This window comes from Vibrio agarilyticus, assembly GCF_012641465.1.
In the GTDB taxonomy this organism is placed as follows: domain Bacteria; phylum Pseudomonadota; class Gammaproteobacteria; order Enterobacterales; family Vibrionaceae; genus Vibrio; species Vibrio agarilyticus.
In genome coordinates, this window is the sequence record NZ_JABAIK010000011.1 from 55933 (window position 1) to 78209 (window position 22277).

General features: G+C 46.7%; 18 protein-coding genes. 7 read left to right on the forward strand and 11 right to left on the reverse strand.

Going from position 1 to position 22277, the window contains the following annotated elements:
• Positions 1 to 27: 27 nt before the first annotated feature.
• A complete protein-coding gene (typA, locus tag HGP28_RS12290; protein WP_168836768.1) occupies positions 28 to 1860 on the reverse strand; it encodes a translational GTPase TypA in 1833 nt (610 codons plus the stop codon).
• Positions 1861 to 2463: 603 nt separating this feature from the next.
• On the opposite strand from typA, the gene glnA reads away from it, so the two are divergent.
• From glnA to add, 5 genes are all read left to right on the forward strand, one after another.
• A complete protein-coding gene (glnA, locus tag HGP28_RS12295; RefSeq protein WP_168836769.1) occupies positions 2464 to 3873 on the forward strand; it encodes a glutamate--ammonia ligase in 1410 nt (469 codons plus the stop codon).
• Between the two features lie 128 nt (positions 3874 to 4001).
• The gene (locus tag HGP28_RS12300; protein WP_168836770.1) at positions 4002 to 4514 is read left to right on the forward strand and encodes a DUF4124 domain-containing protein; all 513 of its coding nucleotides are present in this window, start codon (positions 4002 to 4004) and stop codon (positions 4512 to 4514) included.
• Between the two features lie 163 nt (positions 4515 to 4677).
• Positions 4678 to 5724, forward strand: coding sequence for a nitrogen regulation protein NR(II) (gene glnL / locus HGP28_RS12305; RefSeq protein WP_211091983.1), 1047 nt, complete (start codon positions 4678 to 4680; stop codon positions 5722 to 5724).
• Between the two features lie 222 nt (positions 5725 to 5946).
• Positions 5947 to 7350 (forward strand): nitrogen regulation protein NR(I), encoded by a 1404-nt coding sequence (gene glnG / locus HGP28_RS12310; RefSeq protein WP_168836772.1) that lies wholly within the window; start codon positions 5947 to 5949, stop codon positions 7348 to 7350.
• A 498-nt stretch (positions 7351 to 7848) separates the two neighbouring features.
• Complete coding sequence (add, locus tag HGP28_RS12315) at positions 7849 to 8853, forward strand: adenosine deaminase (RefSeq protein ID WP_168836773.1); 1005 nt, start codon at positions 7849 to 7851, stop codon at positions 8851 to 8853.
• Positions 8854 to 8922: 69 nt separating this feature from the next.
• On the opposite strand, the gene hemN is transcribed toward add, so the two are convergent.
• The 5 genes from hemN to HGP28_RS12340 form a co-directional block, all read right to left on the reverse strand.
• On the reverse strand, positions 8923 to 10314 hold the full coding sequence (hemN, locus tag HGP28_RS12320; protein ID WP_168836774.1) for an oxygen-independent coproporphyrinogen III oxidase: 1392 nt from the start codon (positions 10312 to 10314) through the stop codon (positions 8923 to 8925).
• Between the two features lie 54 nt (positions 10315 to 10368).
• On the reverse strand, positions 10369 to 10857 hold the full coding sequence (locus tag HGP28_RS12325) for a DUF2489 domain-containing protein (protein WP_168836836.1): 489 nt from the start codon (positions 10855 to 10857) through the stop codon (positions 10369 to 10371).
• A gap of 6 nt (positions 10858 to 10863) precedes the next feature.
• On the reverse strand, positions 10864 to 11418 hold the full coding sequence (yihI, locus tag HGP28_RS12330) for a Der GTPase-activating protein YihI (protein ID WP_168836775.1): 555 nt from the start codon (positions 11416 to 11418) through the stop codon (positions 10864 to 10866).
• Positions 11418 to 12056, reverse strand: coding sequence for a class I SAM-dependent methyltransferase (locus HGP28_RS12335; RefSeq protein ID WP_168836776.1), 639 nt, complete (start codon positions 12054 to 12056; stop codon positions 11418 to 11420). Before HGP28_RS12335 ends, yihI begins: the two co-directional genes overlap by 1 nt.
• A gap of 176 nt (positions 12057 to 12232) precedes the next feature.
• The gene (locus HGP28_RS12340) at positions 12233 to 12853 is read right to left on the reverse strand and encodes a c-type cytochrome (RefSeq protein WP_168836777.1); all 621 of its coding nucleotides are present in this window, start codon (positions 12851 to 12853) and stop codon (positions 12233 to 12235) included.
• Positions 12854 to 13059: 206 nt separating this feature from the next.
• On the opposite strand from HGP28_RS12340, the gene yihA reads away from it, so the two are divergent.
• Entirely contained in the window at positions 13060 to 13698 is a 639-nt protein-coding gene (yihA, locus tag HGP28_RS12345; protein WP_168836778.1) for a ribosome biogenesis GTP-binding protein YihA/YsxC, read from the forward strand.
• Between the two features lie 358 nt (positions 13699 to 14056).
• On the opposite strand, the gene spfP is transcribed toward yihA, so the two are convergent.
• The 4 genes from spfP to hemB all read right to left on the reverse strand — a co-directional run bounded on the left by spfP (position 14057) and on the right by hemB (position 19251).
• Positions 14057 to 14104, reverse strand: a complete 48-nt coding sequence (gene spfP, locus HGP28_RS19475; RefSeq protein ID WP_438356636.1) for a small protein SpfP — start codon at positions 14102 to 14104, stop codon at positions 14057 to 14059.
• 194 nt (positions 14105 to 14298) lie between these two features.
• Positions 14299 to 17088 carry a DNA polymerase I gene (gene polA / locus HGP28_RS12350; RefSeq protein WP_168836779.1) on the reverse strand — a complete coding sequence of 930 codons (2790 nt, stop codon included), beginning with the start codon at positions 17086 to 17088 and terminating at the stop codon, positions 14299 to 14301.
• A 640-nt stretch (positions 17089 to 17728) separates the two neighbouring features.
• Positions 17729 to 18181: a GNAT family N-acetyltransferase gene (locus HGP28_RS12355; RefSeq protein WP_168836837.1), complete on the reverse strand. Its 453-nt coding sequence runs from the start codon at positions 18179 to 18181 to the stop codon at positions 17729 to 17731.
• A 23-nt stretch (positions 18182 to 18204) separates the two neighbouring features.
• Positions 18205 to 19251 (reverse strand): porphobilinogen synthase, encoded by a 1047-nt coding sequence (hemB, locus tag HGP28_RS12360; RefSeq protein WP_168836780.1) that lies wholly within the window; start codon positions 19249 to 19251, stop codon positions 18205 to 18207.
• A 161-nt stretch (positions 19252 to 19412) separates the two neighbouring features.
• Here hemB and HGP28_RS12365 point away from each other — a divergent pair, with 161 nt between their 5' ends.
• The gene (locus HGP28_RS12365; protein WP_168836781.1) at positions 19413 to 20177 is read left to right on the forward strand and encodes a TatD family hydrolase; all 765 of its coding nucleotides are present in this window, start codon (positions 19413 to 19415) and stop codon (positions 20175 to 20177) included.
• A 1189-nt stretch (positions 20178 to 21366) separates the two neighbouring features.
• Here the strand turns inward: HGP28_RS12365 and tatC are convergent.
• Positions 21367 to 22116 (reverse strand): twin-arginine translocase subunit TatC, encoded by a 750-nt coding sequence (gene tatC, locus HGP28_RS12370; RefSeq protein ID WP_168836782.1) that lies wholly within the window; start codon positions 22114 to 22116, stop codon positions 21367 to 21369.
• Between the last annotated feature and the right edge of the window lie 161 nt (positions 22117 to 22277).

The window sequence follows — 22277 nt, forward strand, 5'->3', positions numbered from 1 at the left end:
GCCTTTCTCTTCACTACCTAAAGGTAATTATGCTTTCGCTTCACGAGACGCACGCTTACGATCGCTTTCCGTTAGGAATTTCTTACGAATACGGATGCTTTCTGGCGTTACTTCTACTAGCTCATCATCATCGATGAACTCAAGCGCTTGCTCAAGCGTCATTATGATTGGCGGAGTCAGTACCTGCGCGTCATCAGTACCCGATGCACGAACGTTGGTGAGTTGCTTACCTTTCAGTGCGTTAACGGTTAGGTCGTTATCACGGCTGTGAATACCGATCACCATGCCTTCGTACACTTCAACACCGTGACCAATGAATAGACGACCACGCTCTTGTAGGTTGAACAGTGCGTTGGTTAGCGCTTTACCCATTGCGTTTGCAATCAATACGCCGTTAACACGTTGACCGATGTTGCCGCCTTTGTGTGGACCGTAGTGATCGTAAGTATGGTAAAGCAGACCAGAACCTGAAGTCAGCGTCATAAATTCCGTTTGGAAACCAATGAGACCACGAGATGGCATCACAAAATCCAAACGTACACGGCCTTTACCATCTGGAGACATGTCTTTCAGTTCGCCTTTACGCAGACCGATTTTCTCCATGATGCCACCTTGGTGCTCTTCTTGCACGTCGATGGTCACTGTTTCAAACGGTTCCATTAGCTGACCGTTTTCTTCTTTTAGTATTACTTCAGGGCGAGAAACCGCTAGCTCAAAACCTTCACGACGCATGTTTTCGATCAGGATAGAGAGGTGAAGTTCACCACGACCTGATACGCGGAAGCGATCTGGGTTGTCGGTTTCTTCAACGCGCAGTGCCACGTTGTGAACCAATTCTTTTTGTAGGCGCTCAAGGATGTTACGTGAAGTGACGAATTTACCTTCTTTACCCGCAAACGGAGACGTGTTGACTTGGAACGTCATGGTAACCGTTGGTTCGTCAACAGACAGCGGTGGCAATGCTTCAACTTGGTTTTGCGCACAGATGGTGTCAGAGATTTTCAGCTCACCAAGACCTGTGATCGCAATGATGTCGCCCGCGTGCGCTTGCTCGATGTCGTGACGCTCAAGGCCAAGGTAACCCATAACTGTGCCAACTTTACCGTTACGCGTTTTACCGTCAGCGCCAATGATGGTCACTTGTTGGTTAGGCTTCACGCTACCACGAGTCACACGAGCCACACCGATAACGCCCACGTAAGAGCTGTAGTCTAGCTGAGACACTTGCATCTGTAGTGGACCGTCTAGGTCAACTTGTGGCGCTTCTACTTGGTCAACGATAGTTTGGAATAGCGGTTCCATGTTCTCGCCAGTCTCGCCTTCTTCTAGGCAAGCCCAACCGTTCAGTGCTGACGCGTAAACCACTTTAAAGTCTAGCTGTTCGTCAGTGGCACCTAGGTTGTCAAATAGGTCGAACACTTGGTCCATAACCCAATCAGGACGCGCGCCAGGGCGATCGATCTTGTTGATCACAACGATTGGCTTAAGACCGTGAGCAAACGCTTTTTGCGTTACGAAACGCGTTTGTGGCATTGGGCCATCAACTGCGTCAACAATCAGCAATACCGAGTCAACCATTGACATGATGCGCTCTACTTCACCACCGAAGTCGGCGTGTCCTGGAGTATCTACGATATTAATGCGGTAATCGTTCCAGTTGATCGCCGTGTTTTTCGCCAAAATGGTGATACCACGTTCTTTCTCGATGTCATTCGAGTCCATCACGCGCTCTTCGATGTCACCGCGAGATTGTAAAGTGCCTGATTGCTGTAGCAGTTTATCAACCAGTGTTGTTTTACCGTGGTCAACGTGCGCGATGATCGCGATATTTCTTAATTTATCAATCTGTGGAGTAGACATAGATTTGATTCGCTCGGTAGATAGTTATGCCGCATTTTTGATGTGCCACATAAACTTGATTAAAAAAACGACCATAATTTACCAGATTTTGCTGAAAAACCTAGAAATATGTGATCTGACCGCAAGTATTTTTCTTCTCTACAGGCTAGTCCTTCCACGCCGTTGCTGCCACGCTTGCAAGAAAATTGAAGCTAAGTAACGAATCGGATTTTTTTCACCAAACGGTCACTGATGGTAATTGACATCCCAATGAGATCGCGGCCCAATGGTCTGCGCGTAATCGCGTAATCGCGTGATGTGAATCGATTTAACACCGTCACACTCACGCTCTTGCCGCAACGAACATGCCGCAGGCTGCAACAGATTGGTGCAAAATGATAATTTGCACCAAATTGGTGAAAGTGAGGATCATTTTGGTGCAGCCCAATGACCCTTATACACCTTTAAATGACTTAACCTAATGTATTTAAAGGATTAAAAAAATTGGCACGGTTTTAGCTTTATGAAAATCAGCATCGATTAACCATTTGAAAAGATTAATCAATGCTGGGATTTTTATGATTCTAGCCTTACTCGATTTAAAAACACTGGAGGTTATCCAACATGTCAGTAGAAAACGTTCTGTCGCTGATCCAAGAAAATGAAGTAAAATTCGTTGATCTACGCTTTACCGACACTAAAGGTAAAGAGCAACACATCTCTATTCCTGCGCACCAAATTGATGCAGACTTCTTTGAAGACGGCAAAATGTTTGATGGTTCATCTGTTGCTGGCTGGAAAGGCATCAATGAATCTGACATGGTAATGATGCCGGATGCATCATCTGCTGTGCTTGACCCATTTACAGAAGACGCAACACTGAACGTTCGTTGTGACATTCTAGAGCCTGCGACTATGCAAGGCTACGACCGTGACCCACGTTCAATCGCAAAACGTGCTGAAGATTACATGCGCGCGACTGGCATTGCCGACACTGTACTTGTAGGTCCAGAGCCTGAGTTCTTCCTATTTGATGATGTTAAATTCTCAAATGAAATGTCTGGCTCATTCTTCAAAATCGACGACGTTGAAGCGGCATGGAACAGCGGCGCTGATATCGAAGGCGGTAACAAAGGTCACCGTCCTGGCGTGAAAGGTGGCTACTTCCCAGTAGCACCAGTTGATTCTTCTCAAGATGTTCGTTCAGCCATGTGTCTTATCATGGAAGAGATGGGTCTTGTAGTTGAAGCGCACCACCACGAAGTGGCAACGGCAGGTCAAAACGAGATCGCAACTCGCTTTAACACGCTAACCACCAAAGCAGATGAAATCCAAATCTACAAGTACGTAGTGCACAACGTGGCACACGCATTTGGTAAAACCGCGACCTTTATGCCTAAACCACTTGTTGGCGACAACGGCTCTGGTATGCACGTTCACCAATCTCTAGCAAAAGATGGCGTTAACCTATTTGCTGGCGACAAGTACGGCGGCCTATCTGAAACGGCACTTTACTACATCGGTGGTATCATCAAGCACGCTCGTGCAATCAACGCATTTGCTAACCCATCGACCAACTCGTACAAGCGTCTTGTTCCTGGATTCGAAGCACCAGTAATGCTTGCTTACTCTGCACGTAACCGTTCTGCTTCTATCCGTATCCCAGTGGTACCAAGCGCGAAAGCTCGTCGTATCGAAGCGCGCTTCCCAGATCCAGCAGCAAACCCATACCTAGCGTTTGCTTCTCTTCTAATGGCAGGTCTTGACGGCATCAAGAACAAGATCCACCCAGGCGAAGCAATGGATAAAGATTTGTACGACCTACCAGCAGAAGAAGCGGCTGAGATTCCAAAAGTGGCAGAGTCACTTGAAGTGGCACTAAAAGCACTTGACGAAGATCGTGAGTTCTTGACCGCTGGCGGCGTATTCTCTGATGACTTCATCGATTCATACATCGAGCTGAAATCAAAAGACGTTGAGCGCGTAAACATGGCAGTTCACCCACTTGAGTTTGAACTGTACTACTCTGTGTAAGGGTAATTTGCACAAAGTTGCATAAAAACACACCAATATCAGGCTCGCTTCTCAAGCGAGCCTTTTTTTATTTTTCCATTTTCATCAACGCATTATGATGACCCATTCATAGTTGATGAGCACCCACCATGTTTCGCCTTTGCCGAACCATTGCCTGTTTCGTCCTTGCGTTATGCACATCGTTATTGAGCTATGCCAATCCCATCTACACCTGGGTTGATGAGCATGGAACTCGCCATTTCAGTGACACGCCAGCGCCCAATGCCACTTTAGTTTCTCTGGCTGAGGCTGAGCCGTCTAAAATAGAAGCTTCGAGCATCCAAACGCCTCCAGAGGTAACACCATCCAATCCGCAAAATAGTGTGAGTTTGCTTGTACCGCACCAAGCACAAACCATTCGTAACAATCTCGGTGTAATCACCGTACGCGTCCAAACCGAGCGCCCGCTGGCGCAAGATGCCCACTTACAGCTGCTCTTTGATGGACGCCGTTATGGTGCACCACAAACAAAAACACAATGGCAACTCACCAATATAGACCGAGGAACGCATACCATTGAAGTGCAACTATTCCAAGGCGGCAAGCTTATTGCATCAACCCCATCAATCACGGTGTTTTTGCATCGCGCTTCCATTCAATAATGCCACCATAACGGTATGACGTCGGGTTACGTCATGATTTACGTCGGTGACAAAACAGGGCGCGGCTTGCAACGCACCAATTTGGTGCACTAGAATGCACCAAATTGAGTGCGATACGCTGACCTAAGGACAACGAAGGGAAGGATAAAACGTGACAGAAACCATGACAGACACCATTCTCGACAATATGGTGACCGCCACGCTGATCCTCGATGAGGCACTCGGAGTGCACTACGCCAACCCTGCCGCAGAGCTGATGTTTTCACAGAGCGCCAAACGCATTGTTGGTCACCCCCTATCGCACTTAATTCAACATGCGTCACTTGATCTGGCGTTGCTGTCGCAGCCACTGCAAAGTGGCCAGAGCATCACCGACAGTGATGTAACCTTTGTGGTGGATGGCAAACCACTGATGCTTGAAGTTACCGTCAGCCCAATGTCTTGGCACAAACAATTAATGCTGTTGGTAGAGATGCGCAAAATCGACCACCAACGCCGCCTATCACAAGAACTCAATCAACACGCGCAGCAACAAGCGGCCAAGCTTTTAGTCCGAGGCCTTGCGCATGAAATCAAAAATCCGCTGGGTGGATTACGTGGCGCGGCGCAGCTTCTGGAAAAAACCTTGCCGGATCCGAGCTTAAAAGAGTACACCCAAATTATTATTGAGCAGGCAGATAGGCTCCGCTCACTGGTTGACCGACTGCTTGGCCCGCAACGTCCCGGCAAAAAAACACAAGAAAATGTCCATTTGGTACTGGAAAAAGTTCGCCAACTGGTCGAGCTAGAATCAGGAACCGAATTGGCGCTTGAGCGCGACTACGACCCAAGCCTGCCGGCCTTTTTGATGGACAGCGAGCAAATTGAGCAAGCGATGTTGAACATTGTCGGCAATGCGGCGCAGATTTTAGCCACTCAACATGATGGTCGCATCACGATTCGCACTCGCACCGTGCATCAAGCCAATATCCATGGCCAACGCTGCAAATTGGCGGCCCGTATTGAAATTATTGATAACGGCCCAGGCATTGCTCAAGAACTGCAAGACACGCTGTTTTACCCTATGGTAAGTGGCCGTGAAGGCGGTACCGGGCTTGGGCTATCCATTGCACAAAATTTAATTGACCAACATCAAGGTAAAATCGACGTCGAAAGCTGGCCCGGACACACCTGCTTTACCGTCTATTTGCCGATAAATAGCACAACATAATAATAACGTTAATAACGCTGACTATCCCCAAACAACTTGAAGATGCAGGTAGGCGACCAGAGAGCAAAGCCTTAGAGCATAATGAACTATGTAATGAGGTTTGTGAGTGCCTTACTTTGTAACGCAAAGCGCTGCACCTTCAAGTGGGACGGGGATAACAAATAGATTTTCGCTTGTCACCTCTTGATTGGACGCAAGGGATGCCACATTAAGGAGCTAGGTATGAGTAAAGGGCATGTTTGGGTTGTCGATGATGACAGCTCGATTCGCTGGGTTTTAGAAAAAACACTGACATCAGTGCGCATCAAATGCACCACCTTCGCCGATGCAGAATCGGTGCTATTGGCGCTTGAACGTGAAACTCCGGATGTTTTGGTGTCCGATATTCGCATGCCTGGCATTGACGGGATTGAACTCCTCAAACAAATTCACACCACTCGCCCAGAGCTTCCTGTGATTATTATGACCGCGCATTCAGATTTGGATGCGGCGGTAAATGCCTATCAGCAAGGGGCGTTTGAGTACCTTCCTAAACCCTTTGATATTGATGAGGCTTTGGCGCTTGTGGAACGCGCAATTGCGCACCGCCAAGAGCTCAAACGTGAAGCCAGCACCGAAGAATTGGCCAGTGCCACGCCAGAAATCATTGGTGAAGCACCAGCGATGCAAGAGGTGTTTCGCGCTATTGGTCGACTCTCACGCTCTTCCATTTCAGTCCTCATCAATGGTGAGTCGGGCACGGGTAAAGAGCTTGTCGCCCATGCGCTGCATCGCCACAGCCCACGCGCTGCCAAACCCTTTATTGCGCTAAACATGGCCGCCATTCCCAAGGATTTAATTGAGTCAGAGTTATTTGGTCATGAAAAAGGGGCCTTTACTGGCGCCAATGCGGTACGCCAAGGTCGCTTTGAACAAGCCAATGGCGGAACACTTTTTTTAGATGAAATTGGCGATATGCCGCTCGACATTCAAACCCGCTTACTGCGCGTTCTGGCTGACGGTCAATTTTATCGCGTTGGCGGGCACTCCCCCATCAAGGTCGATGTCCGCATTGTTGCCGCGACCCATCAGGACTTACAGCAACTGGTGGCCAAAGGCGATTTTCGTGAAGATTTATTTCACCGCCTCAACGTGATTCGAATTCAAATTCCAGCACTGCGTGAGCGACGCCAAGATATAGAAAAGCTAACTCACCACTTTTTACTGCGCGCCGCAGATGAGCTGGATGTTGAGCCCAAAACGCTGCATGCAGATACCAGCGAGATTCTCGCCCGTTTAGAATGGCCTGGTAACGTACGTCAACTTGAAAATATTTGTCGCTGGCTCACCGTAATGGCCAGCGGCAGTGAGATTTTGCCCTCAGATCTGCCCACTGAATTACTTGAAGAAAAGAAAGTGACCCTGACAAGTGACGATCAAGATTGGCAAGCGATGCTTGCCAGTTGGGCAGAAGATGCTCTCAGTTCAGGGCAAACCGAGTTACTCAATCAAGCTTTACCAACGTTTGAGCGCATTTTGCTTGAAGCGGCGTTAAGCCACACTAAAGGGCACAAGCAAGATGCGGCGAAAGTGTTAGGTTGGGGACGCAATACCCTAACCCGCAAACTCAAAGAACTTTATTCCTAGTTCATTTTATAGCCAAACCACTTGAAGTTACCGGTCGGCGACCAGCGAGCAAAGCCTCTGAGCACTTGGTGAACATAGATCCACGATGTGATGAGGTTTGTGAGTAGGAGTCCCTTACTTTGTAACGAAAAGCGCTGCAGCTTCAAGTAAGACGGGGATAATCTGCTTGGCGATAACAGCGCCAAGCATTTTAATATCAGCTCAATTGGCAACATTTTTCATTAACATATTGATTGCTCCAACTTCTCCACAACGCTCCGTTCAAATTACTGACATTTTCCATTGTATCTCTTTATACCCAAACAACTTGAAGATGCCGGTAGGCGGCAAGCGAGTAAAGCCTCTGAGCACTTGGTGAACATAGACCCACGATGTGAAGAGGTTTGTGAGAGCCTGTCAACAACGCTGCGACTTCAAGTAGGAAGGGTATATACTCAACTGGAGCGTCGCGAATACACCGCGGCCAATCATGCAATCCCCATACAACTGGATACAATAATGATAACGAAAAACCTCCCGTTAACGGATTTACACCGCCATTTGGATGGCAATATTCGCACTCAGACTATTTTGGATTTAGGCCAACAATTTGGTATTGCCCTGCCTGCTGATACGGTCTCAGGCCTCACGCCCCACGTTCAAATTGTCGAAGCAGAGCCCTCTCTTATGGCGTTTCTTGCCAAACTGGATTGGGGCGTCGCCGTGCTCGGCTCGCTGGATGCATGCCGCCGCATCGCATACGAAAATGTGGAAGACGCGCGAAATGCGCAAATTGACTATGCTGAGCTGCGATTTTCACCTTATTTTATGGCGATGAAGCACAATTTACCGCTGCAAGGGGTTGTTGAGGCTATCATCGATGGTGTCAATGCAGGAGTGCGAGACTTTGGTGTCAAAACCAATTTAATCGGCATTTTAAGTCGCACTTTTGGCGCTGAGGCGTGCCAAAAAGAGTTGGACGCTCTGCTTGCCTGCCATCAACATCTGGTTGCCGTGGATTTGGCTGGCGATGAGCTAGGTCAACCTGGTGAGCGCTTTATTAAACACTTTAATCAAGTGCGTGACTTAGGGCTGAACGTTACCGTTCACGCAGGAGAGGCAGCCGGTCCCGAGAGCACGTGGCAAGCGATTCGCGAACTTGGCGCGACTCGCATCGGTCATGGCGTCAAAGCGATTCACGATCCAACGTTGATGGATTATCTTGCAAAGCATCATATTGGCATTGAGTCGTGTCTAACCTCGAACGTGCAAACCAGTACCGTTGCCTCTTTGGCAACGCACCCCATCAAACGTTTCTTAGAACATGGTATTCTGGTCAGTCTCAACACCGACGACCCGGGTGTTGAAGGGATTGAACTGCCTTACGAATACCAAGTCGCTGCCCCTAATGCGGGTTTGAGTGAAGCGCAAATTCGTCAGATTCAAATCAATGGCCTTGAGATGGCCTTTTTAAGTCGCAGCGAAAAAGCCGCGCTGAGCGCCCTTGCTGCGCAGCGAGGTTAAACGCGGCATCAAGAAATCAGCTTTCATTGATATCAGTAAAACAGTGCCCGCATCACGCGGGCACTGTTTTTATATCACTCGAGAGAACTGCTGCTGGCGAGCTTTGGCGCGTAAATAGCGGTCAAAGCACATGCAGATGTTACGAATTAATAACCGTCCCCGCAGCGTCACGACAATCGCACTATCGTCAAGACGCACCAAATCATCGCGGATAAAGGTTTGCAATAGCGCCAAATCCTCGGCAAAGTATTTTTCAAACGAAATTGAAAATTGCGTTTCAATGGCTCGAATGTCCAATTTGAAATTACAAATCAATTGTTTAATCACTTCTCGACGAATAAGGTCATCCCTGTCAAGCGCGACCCCTTTCCACAATGCGTGGCGTAGGTCATTCACCTGAGCATAATACTTCTTAAGCTCTTTTTGGTTTTGTGCGTACACATCGCCAATCATTGAGATCGCCGAAACCCCAAAGCCAACCAGATCGCATTCACCTTGTGTCGTATAACCTTGGAAATTACGATGCAACTTACCCTCGCGCTGTGCCACTGCCAATTCATCTTGTGGTAGAGCAAAATGATCCATACCGATAAATTGATAACCAGCATGGGTTAATGTGGCGATGGTATCTTGCAAAATGGCCATCTTTTCATGAGCCTGAGGCAGATCCTCATCTTTAATTTTGCGCTGTGCGGCAAATAATTGCGGCATGTGAGCGTAATTAAAAATAGAAAGCCGACCGGGTTGCATGACAAGCACTTGCTCTAAGGTTTGCGCAAAAGAAGCGGTGGTTTGCTTTGGCAGACCATAAATCAGATCAAGATTGGTCGAGCGGAAACCGAGCTGTTTAGCACGTGCTACCATCGCGATAATGAAATCTTCATCTTGTTCACGGTTAACCAAGCGCTGCACATCTTTGTTGAAGTCTTGCACGCCGATGCTCAATCGGTTGAAACCCTCTTTACGCAAGTGGTCAAGCACCGTCAATTCAATCTCACGCGGATCCACTTCAATGCTGATCTCTGCATCGTGGGCAAATTCAAATTCACTGCGCAATAAGCGCATTAAGCGTGAAATTTGACCTTCGTTTAAAAAAGTCGGTGTACCGCCGCCAAAATGCAGCTGGGTCACGTGGCGCCCTTGCAGCAGTGACGCTCGTTGACGAATTTCATGCTCAAGCACATCCAGATAGTCATCTGCTTTATGTGAATGACGCGTGATGACTTTATTACAACCACAGTAATAACAGAGTTGATGACAAAACGGGATGTGCACATACAGTGAGAGCGGTCGCTCTGGGTATTGCGTGCACGCCATGTCGTAATCGGCAATCGTAAACGCCTCATGAAACTCGAGCGCAGTCGGGTATGAGGTGTAGCGAGGGCCAGAGTAGTTATATTTGTCCAATACGGCTTGGTCCCAAACGATTTGTTGGTCCAGTGGACGGCTCTGATTCGACATGGTGATACTTCCCAATTCGTTTATTAACACACTACGGCGGTGCCGTGCGACGCACTACAATTGCGTGATCGCTATCTGATCGTTCAACGGTTGAACCTGCTGTTGCAGCTGCTTTAGTTCTGCAACAATGGCATCGTTTAAACGAGACTCGGCCTTATGGCGAGTCAGATTTTGCTGCATACGGTCTTTTTTGCTCAGTTGGGTACGTCCATCGCCTCGCGCCATATCTTTGACGATATGATAGAGCTCTGCGATAGCGGGGTATTCTGCGTCAAAATCGACACGCGCGTCTCCTTGGACATAATCCATGATGCAGTAAACGCGAATGCTGATCTCAGACAGATCGCACTGCCCTTGAATACCCGCCATACATAACGTATTAACACTGTCAAAAATGTTGGCATTGCGTTTTGCGATTGCCAATCTTTGCTGTTGCAGCTGCAACTCCTTTTGCTTTTTCAGTTGAAGCAGAAGGTAACCGGCGTACACGGCCAGTGCGAGCAAAATCAAAATCGCAAGCGCGGCAAGTAGGGTTACGTTCATCAACGGTTATTCCTTGTAATCGCCAAAATCAAATTGATCAAAATCGGCAAGCAGTTCGTCGTCACTGCGCTTATTTGATGGCGTGCGAACGTCATCAAGCGGCGCTTCATCGTCGAGTACGTCCTCTTCAAACAGACCTAACTGCTTCATTAACGCCTCAATTCGATCCAGTTTCTGATCCACCACTTTTTGCAAACCAGCCCCTAAATGTTCACCAGCTTCAAGACGATCAAGCAATACATTCAGTTGCGCATCGTTTTCCAACATTGCCAACTCTTGCTCTGCCGACAAACGACGCTCTTGTTTGCTCATCGGTTTGACCGCTTCCACAATCAATGGAATTTTCTTTTTGCTGCCCAAACGTGGGTCGCGCGCTTGCCCTTGGCCCGAGGCGCCACCGCTGGTGCCTTGTGAATGACGGCTGCCAGACTTCAAGCCTTTGCGTTTTTTCACGCGCTTACGCAAACGTCCTTCAACATCTGATTCGCTACGATTACGGGTGACAATGAATTCCGGCGCGCCTAGCGCTCCCGGTTTTCTGCTTTTCTTCTTACGGCTCACTACTGGGGTTTCCTCAGTAAAATTACATCATTACCAATAAATTCAAGTTCGAGCTTATCGCGCTCGGCAAGAAAGGCAAAGGTGGCACGACTGAAAAAGATCACGTGAGTCGGATCATTTTTGTAGTGCCAGTTGGCAAACGCCTCAGCGTCGATAACCATTTTGGTCATCAGTCCAAGCCAACCGCCTGACTTCACTAAATTTAACCATTGTTGCCACACAATATCGGGTTGATAAAGGTGTTCAATCACCTCTGTGGCAGTGACAAAATCGTACGTTTTGTCGAGTGCGGCGCGATCAGGATGATAATAAATATCATACAGTGCCACACGGTGGCCAAGTGCTTCCAACATCACAGATAACGTTGGACCTGGGCCACAGCCAAAATCCAATCCCGTTGCGTTCTCACCCAATTTCTCGCTCAGTGGCGTAGCCAAGCGCGCTAAAAACCGACGATAACCCGCATCCTCTGCGTTATTTTCATGCAAATCATAATGGGCTTTTTCGGTTTGAGCGTCTAGGCGCTGAAACTCAGGAACAAAGACCAAATGACAACGCGTGCACTGCAAGTAATCACGGCGCTTATCACGATAAAACGGCGTAATATCAACGTGATGACATAATGGACACGCAGACATAAAAACTTCCTTTACTCGGGGGAAGCGCAACATACCAGAAAGTGGCTCGCGAGGGCAGTCTCTTTGCTGATTTTTTCATCAATTTCGAAAAAAAGTCTAATACCTTCGAAGATAAAAACGCAAAAAGCGGCGAAAAATTATCGCCGCTTTTTGCTCAACTTGTTTTGCACGTTATTTTAGTGCAAACCACCAACATAAGCCGACAAAATGGCGATATCGTCATCACTCAATTTTTTCGCCACATCACGCATCATCGCGTTCATGTCATTACCTCGGCTACCATCACGAAATTTGACCAGCTGGGCTTCGATATACTCAGCATTTTGTCCAGAAATTTTGGGGAAACCCGACAGAGACGTGCCGTTACCACGAGGGCCATGACAGGCGATACAAGCCGTGATGCCGCGCTCAGAGTCACCGGCGTTATACAACACCTCGCCAATCTCAACGGCATTGTCTGGGGTGGTGTTTTCGGAAATCGGCAATGATGCGTAGTAAGCTGCAAGATCGGCAATATCTTGCTCAGTTAATGGCATTGCCATGCCACCCATGACGGGATCGTTGCGGCCTTGCTTACCTGATGTGGCCATGGCTAACTTAAAGTCTTGCAGCTGTTTTTGCAGATAACCGGCATGCTGACCCGCCAATTTAGGGTAAGTGGGAAGAATGCTGCTTGAGCCATCAGCTCCATGACACGCAACACAGGTTTGTGATTTGACTTTGCCAGCCTCGATATTTCCTTGAGCCCATACTGAGCAGCTGGCGAGCAGGCTCAAAATTAGCGCTAATTTCTTCATGACATTCCATTATAATTATTAAGCTTCCAGTACCACAGTGCCGAGCAGCTGAATCGACTCTTTACCGCGTGCTTCATAACAACAGAAGTTGAACACGTCACAAGCACTCATGGTATAATAGGCGACCTCATGCCGAGCACAGTTATTTTACACAAATTCACAAAAAAGTAATCAATCGACTACACAAAGTCGAGATGGAGTTAACATTGAGCGTAAAAATTCATTACCAAAACACGCATTTCATTACTAGCGCCCCTGATATTCGCCACATGCCGGAAGATCACGGTATTGAAGTGGCTTTCGCAGGTCGCTCAAATGCCGGTAAGTCAAGTGCGCTCAACCGCCTGACCAACCAAAAAAACCTTGCGAAAACCTCTAAAACGCCGGGACGCACTCAACTTATTAACCTGTTTAAAGTCCACGACCACTGTCATATTGTCGACTTGCCTGGGTATGGTTTTGCTCAGGTTCCGATTGAAATGAAGTTAAAGTGGCAAAAATCGTTGGGTGAATACTTGCAAAAGCGTCAATCGCTGCAGGGGTTAGTGGTGCTGATGGACATTCGCCATCCAATGAAAGATCTCGACCAACAGATGGTGCGCTGGGCGATTGAAAGTCGCATTCCGGTGCAAGTGCTGCTAACGAAAGCCGACAAACTCAAAAGTGGCGCCCGTAAAGCAACGTTACTCAAAGTGCGTGATATGGCGGCCACGTTTGGTGGCGATGTGGCGGTTGATCTCTTCTCATCTCACAATGGCATTGGCGTTGATCACTTGCGCGCGAAGCTCGATAGCTGGTTCGCCCCTATGCTAACACTTGACGAAGACGCGGCAGCTGACGAGTAATCCTTTCCATCGAATCCACTTTAACGCGCTTATTACTATTACTCACCCCATTGTATTGTAAGCGCGTTTCACCCGTCTCATCTCGATGATCTCAATCTAATTTGTTAGATAAATGAAGTTAAATTACAGATTGTGAAATTTGGTTTTGTTTTTGAGATTCAATAACACGCGAAGAAACCTCTGCGCATTGACATCACAAATGCGTAATCCCGACCAAGTGGGGCAGTGCAATAAAAAAGAGGAAGAGAAATAATAGCAGTGTCATTGGTCTATTCAACAGCATGAATTTAATGATTTAAAATTTTCTTTGCCACAAGAAAAAACGCCCCAGTCAAACATCCTGACTGGGGCGGCTGAATCAGCCTAATCCAATAACGTGAAACAAAAGGTCTGAAAGATAGAACATCTTACCTCTGTACCCTACGTCTTTAAATGTACAACATTTGGTCATAAATGCAACCACTTTCTGTAGTATTTTTTCATTTCGATTCATCTAAACAACAAAAAACCACGATGTGAAGCAGATCCGCTTTTGCTGATAAAAAAGCCAGCACTTGTGTGCTGGCTCATGTTAATTGACCAAATTTGAATTAAAAATGTCTAGTGTGCCTGATCCCAGTTGTCACCATGCCCTGCCTCAGCCACTAATGGAACGCTCAAATTTGCCGCAGATTCCATCAAATCCTGTACTTTACTTTCAATTTCGTGCAAGTCTTCCTGTTTGACTTCCAGCACCAATTCATCGTGCACCTGCATCAAAAGTTTCACCCGGCCAGCACCTTCAGCGTTAATCCAATCTGAGACTAATATCATCGCTTTTTTGATGATGTCAGCGGCAGTGCCTTGCATTGGCGCATTAATGGCAGCGCGCTCTGCCCCTTTGCGACGCATCGCATTACGTGACTGAATTTCGGGCAAATGCAGACGGCGACCAAAAATAGTCTCAACATAACCTTTCTCTGCGGCCTGGCTACGCGTCTCTTCCATATAACGCATAACACCTGGATAGCGTTCGAAATAGGTGTCCATATAACGCTGGGCTTCGCCACGTGGTATACCCAGCTGTTTTGCCAACCCAAATGCGCTCATACCGTAAATCAAGCCAAAGTTGACTGCCTTAGCGCGACGACGCTGTTCACTCGTCACCTGCTCTAGTGGTACTCCCATGATTTCAGCGGCAGTTGCCGCATGAATATCTTTGCCATGAGTAAAGGCATCTAACAAAGCTTGGTCACCAGATAGATGCGCCATGATGCGCAATTCAATTTGCGAATAGTCCACCGCCAAAATCTTATAACCTTGTGGCGCAATAAACGCTTGGCGTATACGACGTCCCTCTTCATTACGAATAGGAATATTTTGTAAGTTTGGATCGGTTGATGAAAGGCGCCCCGTCGCAGTGACCGCTTGATGATAAGAGGTATGCACACGACCGGTTTCTGGGTTGATCATTCGTGGCAGCTTATCTGTGTAGGTCGATTTGAGTTTGGCCAACCCACGATACTCCAAGATTAATTTGGGCAGCGGATAATCTAATGCCAGTTCTTGCAGCACCTCTTCATTGGTAGAAGGGGTTCCAGACGGTGTTTTTTTGACGACAGGTAGACCCATTTTTTCAAAGAGGATCGCCTGAAGCTGTTTAGGTGAATTCATATTGAACGTTTCACCCGCCGCCTCAAACGCCTTTTGTTCCAGCTCATCCAATCGCAACGCGATCTCTTGTGATTGCGCAGACAGTTTCATGTCGTCAATCAAAACACCAGTGCGTTCCATTTGCACCAGCACGGGAACCAGTGGCACTTCAATATCGTGATAGACAGAACACAAACTTGGGGTCTGTTCCAGCTGGCTCTGAAGATGCTGATGCAAACGCCAGGTGACGTCGGCATCTTCCGCAGCATAAGCGGCAGCTTGGGCTAGCTCAATTTGATTAAAGGTAAGTTGATTTTTGCCTTTACCTGCCACTTGCTCAAAAGAGATGCAACTGTGTTGAAGGTAGCGTAATGCCATGCTGTCCATGTCATGTTTGCCACCAACGCTGTTGAGTACATAAGATTCGAGCATGGTGTCATGGGCAATGCCGCGCAACGTAATGCCATAGCGCGCGAATATTTCCGCATCATATTTGAGGTTTTGACCCACTTTATGCGCCTGCGTGTCCTCAAGCCAAGGTTTTAACTGAGTTAACACATCATCGCGTGACAATTGTTCTGGTGCATCGATGTAATCATGGCTCAGTGGAAGGTAAGCCGCATCACCTTCACCCACGGCAAATGAGATTCCCACTAAGTTTGCGATCATCGCATCAAGATTATCGGTTTCTGTATCAAGTGCGACTAAATCAGCTTGGGCTAACTTCTCCAGCCAAATCTTCCATTCAGATTGCGTCAAAATGGTTTGATACTGACTGCGATCTATCGTGGCCGCTTGGCTCGTCACGTTGCTCTTAGTACTGTCATTTGCCCGAGAATTAGCCGATTTTTCCACGGCATCAATCACCCCAGTCCCACCTTCGAGCAACTCGTTCAGCCATGATTTAAAGGCCAGCTTACTAAAGCTCTGAATCAAAGCATCGCGATCCGGCGTGGTTTTGAGCAATGAGTCTGGCGTTTGTGATAACTCGACATCCAACTTGATCGTCGCTAATTGATAGGACAATTCCGCATTGGATTGATTATCCAACAATTTTTTCGCCATGGTTTTTGAACCGCGAAACCCAAGAGCGGCAATATCATCAAGACGTTCATACAGAGTACTCAGCCCACCAATGCCCTGAAGCAGCGCCGTTGCTGTTTTGTCGCCAACACCGGGGACGCCTGGAATGTTATCCACTTTATCGCCCATCAAGGCGAGGTAGTCGATGATAAGCTCTGGCGGTATGCCAAATTTTTCAATCACACCTTCGCGATCCAATACCACATTGGTCATAGTGTTGATCAGGGTAACGTTCTCATCCACTAACTGCGCCATGTCCTTATCACCGGTACTGATAAGCACAGGCATCCCCTGTGCAGATGCTTGGCGGGCAAGCGTGCCTATCACGTCATCAGCTTCAACACCTGGGATTGAAATCAGTGGCAAGCCCATAGCTCGAATCACCTCATGAAGAGGTTCAATTTGGCACCGTAATAAATCCGGCATTGGCGGTCGGTTGGCTTTATAGTCAGGGTACATGTCATCACGGAACGTTTTGCCTTTCGCATCAAAGATCACCGCCATACGATCTGAGGCGAATTGACGCATCATACTACGCAACATATTAACCACACCGTACACTGCATTCGTCGGGATCTCGCCATTACTCATGGTTTCCGGATAAGCGTGAAAAGCGCGATAAAGATAAGAAGAACCGTCAATAAGAATGAGCGGGTTGTCTGGGATCCTGACCATAAACTTGTAGTCCACTGTATACAAAGGTAGTCGCTAAGGATGCCATGAGTCGTTAGAGGGATCTATACCCGCTCCAAATGAAAGTGATTTCAGGTTAACCATATGATGATTGGCTGATCAGTGAGAGACCAAAGCTTGCTAGACTTGCGCAACAAATTTGTGGATAACTCTGTTTATAATATTTATCCACTGGTTATTCACCTGATGCAATTGTGCACAAACACATAACTAAATGATTGTTTTTTATGTGTTAGTTTTAAGATCAACAGATCAAGAGAAGATCTTTTGCCAATCATGGATTGTGGACAAAAAGTTTACCATTAATAAAAAAAACGAATAAAAAAGCGACATCAAAGATGTCGCCTAGCATAAGAGAAAAGCAAAAATAAGTGCCACAAATCGCATTGTGGTGACTGAGACACTCAACGACTTCATCTCAATCTCGTTATTTTGCCTTCAAGCTATAAATACACTGGAAGCAATGTGAGCAATGTCGTGTCTACGAAGCCATACATCTTAGTTCTATCGCCTATTTTTACTGATATGTAATAACAAGCGGATAAGGCCAATTGCATGCCCCGCCGACAGGCTAATAATAATCATTATCACTTAATAATCAAGCATTAAATGAGATTTTTTCTCATTTAATGTCGTCATGCCCACATTTCAGCGTTTTGACAAAATGAAGCCGCGTCTCGATTAAAGACTCTTTCGCTTCAAGCTGCTCAATTTGATAACCATTTTTAATTAGCAGCCGCAGCATTGCCGGAAAGCGATTACGTGATTTTACCCGCACCTGACGGTAGTCACGCGCTCGTAACCACTGCTCCTGATCGTCCAATAAGCGTTGTGCGACACCTAATTTTCTCGCTTGTGGAACCACCCCACCAAACCAGCTGTAAAACGTCTTATCATCCAGTGCATAGCCAATTTTGAACCCCACCGTTTGATCGCGATATTCCGCCACACGCAGCAGATACTTACGGTTCTGTAATCGCTCTGCTAATGAGGCTTCACTTTCTTTATTAGCAAATTCATCGATTTGTGCGACCAAAGCGACAACTTCATTCAGTTGACCATCACGGATGACAATCTCCGTTGAAGCCGAAGGCATCATTATTCCGACGCCTTTAACACGTGGGCGAGTTGAGCATTTTCATGGGCTAACCACTGCGCAACGTCTTTTGCAAAATAGGTCAAAATACCATCGGCACCAGCACGTTTGAAGCACAGTAACGATTCCAATACCGTTTCTTGCTCTTTGAGCCAGCCATTTTGAATCGCCGCTTTGTGCATCGCGTATTCACCAGAAACTTGGTAAGCAAACGTCGGCACCTTAAGCTCGGTTTTAACTCGGTAAACCACATCAAGGTAAGGCATTCCAGGCTTAACCATTACCATGTCTGCCCCTTCATTGATGTCGAGCGCGACTTCATGCAAAGCTTCATCGCTATTGGCTGGGTCCATCTGATAATTCTTTTTATTACCGCCTTTGAGATTGCTGGCCGAACCAACCGCATCTCGAAACGGACCATAATAATTCGACGCATACTTGGCTGAATACGCCATGATCTGTGTATGGATATGACCCGCTTGTTCCAACGCGTTACGAATGCGGCCAATTCGACCATCCATCATATCGGACGGCGCAACCACATCTGCACCTGCCTCTGCGTGCGAAAGGGCCTGGCGTACCAATACATCCGTTGTTTCGTCGTTTAATACGTAACCACTCTCATCAATAATGCCATCTTGTCCGTGGGTCGTGTACGGATCTAATGCCACGTCAGTGATTATGCCCAGTTCCGGAACGGCCGCTTTGAGCGCGCGCACGGCTTGCTGAACCAACCCATTAGGATTAAAGGCTTCACTGGCACAAAGACTTTTTGCCTCTTGCTCCACCACGGGAAACAGCGCAATGGCAGGCAGCCCTAATTGCGCTAAATAACGCGCTTCTTCAACTAACAAATCAACGGATAAACGTTCAATATTTGGCATGGATGCAACGGACTCACGGCGTTGCTCTCCCTCAAGTACAAACATGGGGTAAATTAAGTCGTTAACCGAAAGCTGGTTCTCTGCCATCAGACGACGGCTGAAATCATGTTTACGCATACGGCGCATGCGGCGCGCCGGAAAAGGACCTTGAATGGCAACAGACACGGAGTGCTCCTTAGCAAAGTAACCGAAAGACGCATTATCATATACCTATACCCTTCGTACTTGAAGTTGCAGGGGTTCGTCGTAAGGAAATCAATTCCAATTCGACCCCTAACGCGCAATACCGTATCATCACCACGATGAATCCTCTAAGAGTGCCTACCATGATTGATACCCATGCCCACCTTTATGCCAGTGAATTTAACCATGATCGTGATGCGGTCGTGGCTCGCGCTCAAGCAGCAGGTATTGAAAAAATTCTCCTGCCCAACATCGACTTAGACTCACTTGCGCCAATGCTTGCGACAGAAGCAGCCTACCCAGAACTGTGCCGTTCAATGCTAGGGCTGCACCCTTGCTACGTTGACTCCAATGTCAAGCAAACCTTGGCGACGCTGTACCCTTGGTTTGAGCGCCATAACTTTATTGCGGTAGGCGAAATTGGCATTGATCTTTACTGGGACAAGCAATATCAAGCCGAACAAGAGTGGGCTTTTATTGAGCAGCTCAATTGGGCGAAAGCACTTGCGCTTCCCGTGGTGATCCACACTCGTGATTCGATGAGCGAAACATTAGCGCTGCTGCGTCAACAGCAAGATGGTCAACTCAAAGGCGTTTTTCACTGCTTTGGTGGTAGTGTTGATGAGGCAAACGCGATCACCGACCTCGGATTTCATCTCGGTATTGGCGGAGTGAGTACGTTTAAAAATGGCGGAATGGATAAGGTGTTGCCTCATTTGGATCTCAATACGTTAATACTGGAAACCGATTGTCCCTATTTAGCGCCCGTACCACACCGAGGCAAACGTAATGAGCCAAGCTTCACAGAGCTAGTGGCAGCTCGTGTCGCAGAGCTCACCCAACTGAGCGTAGCAGAGGTGATTAAAGTAACCAATCACAACGCAAAGTCGCTGTTTAACCTCAATTAGCAAGCTATTTTTGACAAGCTATTCGCACTTTTGACACAAGATCACAATTCACCATTGGCTCGAGCAAAAAACGATCAAATAATCCGTGTTAGAAATTTTACTCTAACAATAGGACTGTCATTATGTGTAAGCATCAGGGTCAACTCGAGCGCTGTCACCGTAGCTTTTGGCAAAAAATAATCGGAATTAAAGCCACTTACCGCTGCAAAAGCTGTGGTCAATTCGTTAAGGTAAAATAGATCGTTTTGCATGAGTTTTCATGAACGGTTCGAGTTCGACTTACACTAGCCAGACGGATAGCTATACCCAAACAACTTGGAGATGCAGGTAGGCGGCAAACGAACAAAGCCTCTGAGCATAGACAAACATGTGATGAGGTTTGCGAGAGCCAGCCAACACCGCTGCAACTTCAAGTAGGACGGATATATACCTATCGCGGTGTTACCCATGAACAGACACCGCGCCTACCATACCGTGTATTTTGCTCAAGCTTCATCGACCACCCATTTTTCTCCATTTAATAAATATATTATTTATTGAACACCTTTATATCCAAATAACTTTTCGCACAGCTAAGCGGTAAAAAAACGAATCCTCTAAGTATAGGAAAACCTATCTAATTAGGTTTGTCAGAGTCAGTAAAACGCCTTAGAGTTTCAAGTAAAAAGAGCATATCCTTTCGCATGTTTCATCTGACCGTTATTACTCTCTATCAAATTCATCTATTTTCGATGTCATTTACAAAATAACAAAACGCATAAATAGCACCAACAGGCTTAAAAATTTATAAATAGACCTCGCTCATTAATAAATGATAACTTTGACATTAATTAATAATCAAATAGTCAATAAGAAAGACAGCCAATTTGAATTAAAATCACTCAGATTGGTTAATTTAGATCAAAAAACTGCACGAATGTCACACTAATTCATTGGCTATTTTAATTTTGTAATCTACGATGTCGCCCGTTGAATTAATAAGAGCCATGAAAAAATGTGTCAATGCAATAAGCAACTTCAACGTCAACATCGAAATATATGGCATAAAATAACCGGGGTTAAAGCCGTTTATCGCTGCCAATCTTGTGGAGAGATAATTACGATTAGGTAAATCTTTCTTCTGCAAGAAAGATAAAAAAGAAAAGCCAAGGCAATTGCCTTGGCTTTTCTTTTTTATCACAAATCGTGATTACTCTTCTAACTCGCCTTCAGAGTCTGCTCTTGGCGTGTAAAAGCGAGTAAAAAACAAACCCACTTCAAACAATAGCCACATGGGTACAGCTAATAATGTCTGAGAAATGATATCGGGTGGGGTTAAAAGCATACCAACGACAAAGGCACCGACGATAATGTACGCACGTTTTTCACGTAAACTTTGTGGTGTTGTCGCACCAGTCCAGCACAATAAGATGATCGCGACTGGCACCTCAAAAGCAATGCCAAATGCCATAAACAGTGCCAATACGAAATCAAGGTAACTGGCTATATCCGTCGCCGTTTCCACCCCCGAAATCGAAATTGCGGTGAAAAAACCAAATACCAAGGGAAAAACAACAAAATACGCAAATGCCACACCGCAATAAAACAGCAGTGAACTGGAAAACATTAGGGGCATGATCAGTCGCTGCTCGTGTTTATACAGACCGGGAGCCACAAACGCCCATACCTGATACAAAATAAATGGCACTGCGACAAACGTTGACATAATTAAGGTCAACTTCAGTGGCGTAAAAAACGGCGAAGCAACATCTGTCGCAATCATCGTCGCCCCTTCGGGCAATCTATCGACTAACGGTGCAGAGACAAATTCATAAATATCATTTGAGAAATAGATCAAACATAAGAACACCACCACCACCGCAGCAATAGCGCGTAACAGTCGGTTACGAAGCTCAAGAAGATGACTGATCAAAGGCTGCGTCTGCTCAACAGAAGACATCGGTAAACCTCATTAATACTATAAATAATCACAATCGATTGTGTTATACCAAAACAACTTAGAGTAAAGCGGGTATATACTCGACCCACTTAAAACGGCAGCGTCGTTTGGATATACTAACAACAAAGCCACGTTAAACGTGGCTTATCAGTGTGCCTGGC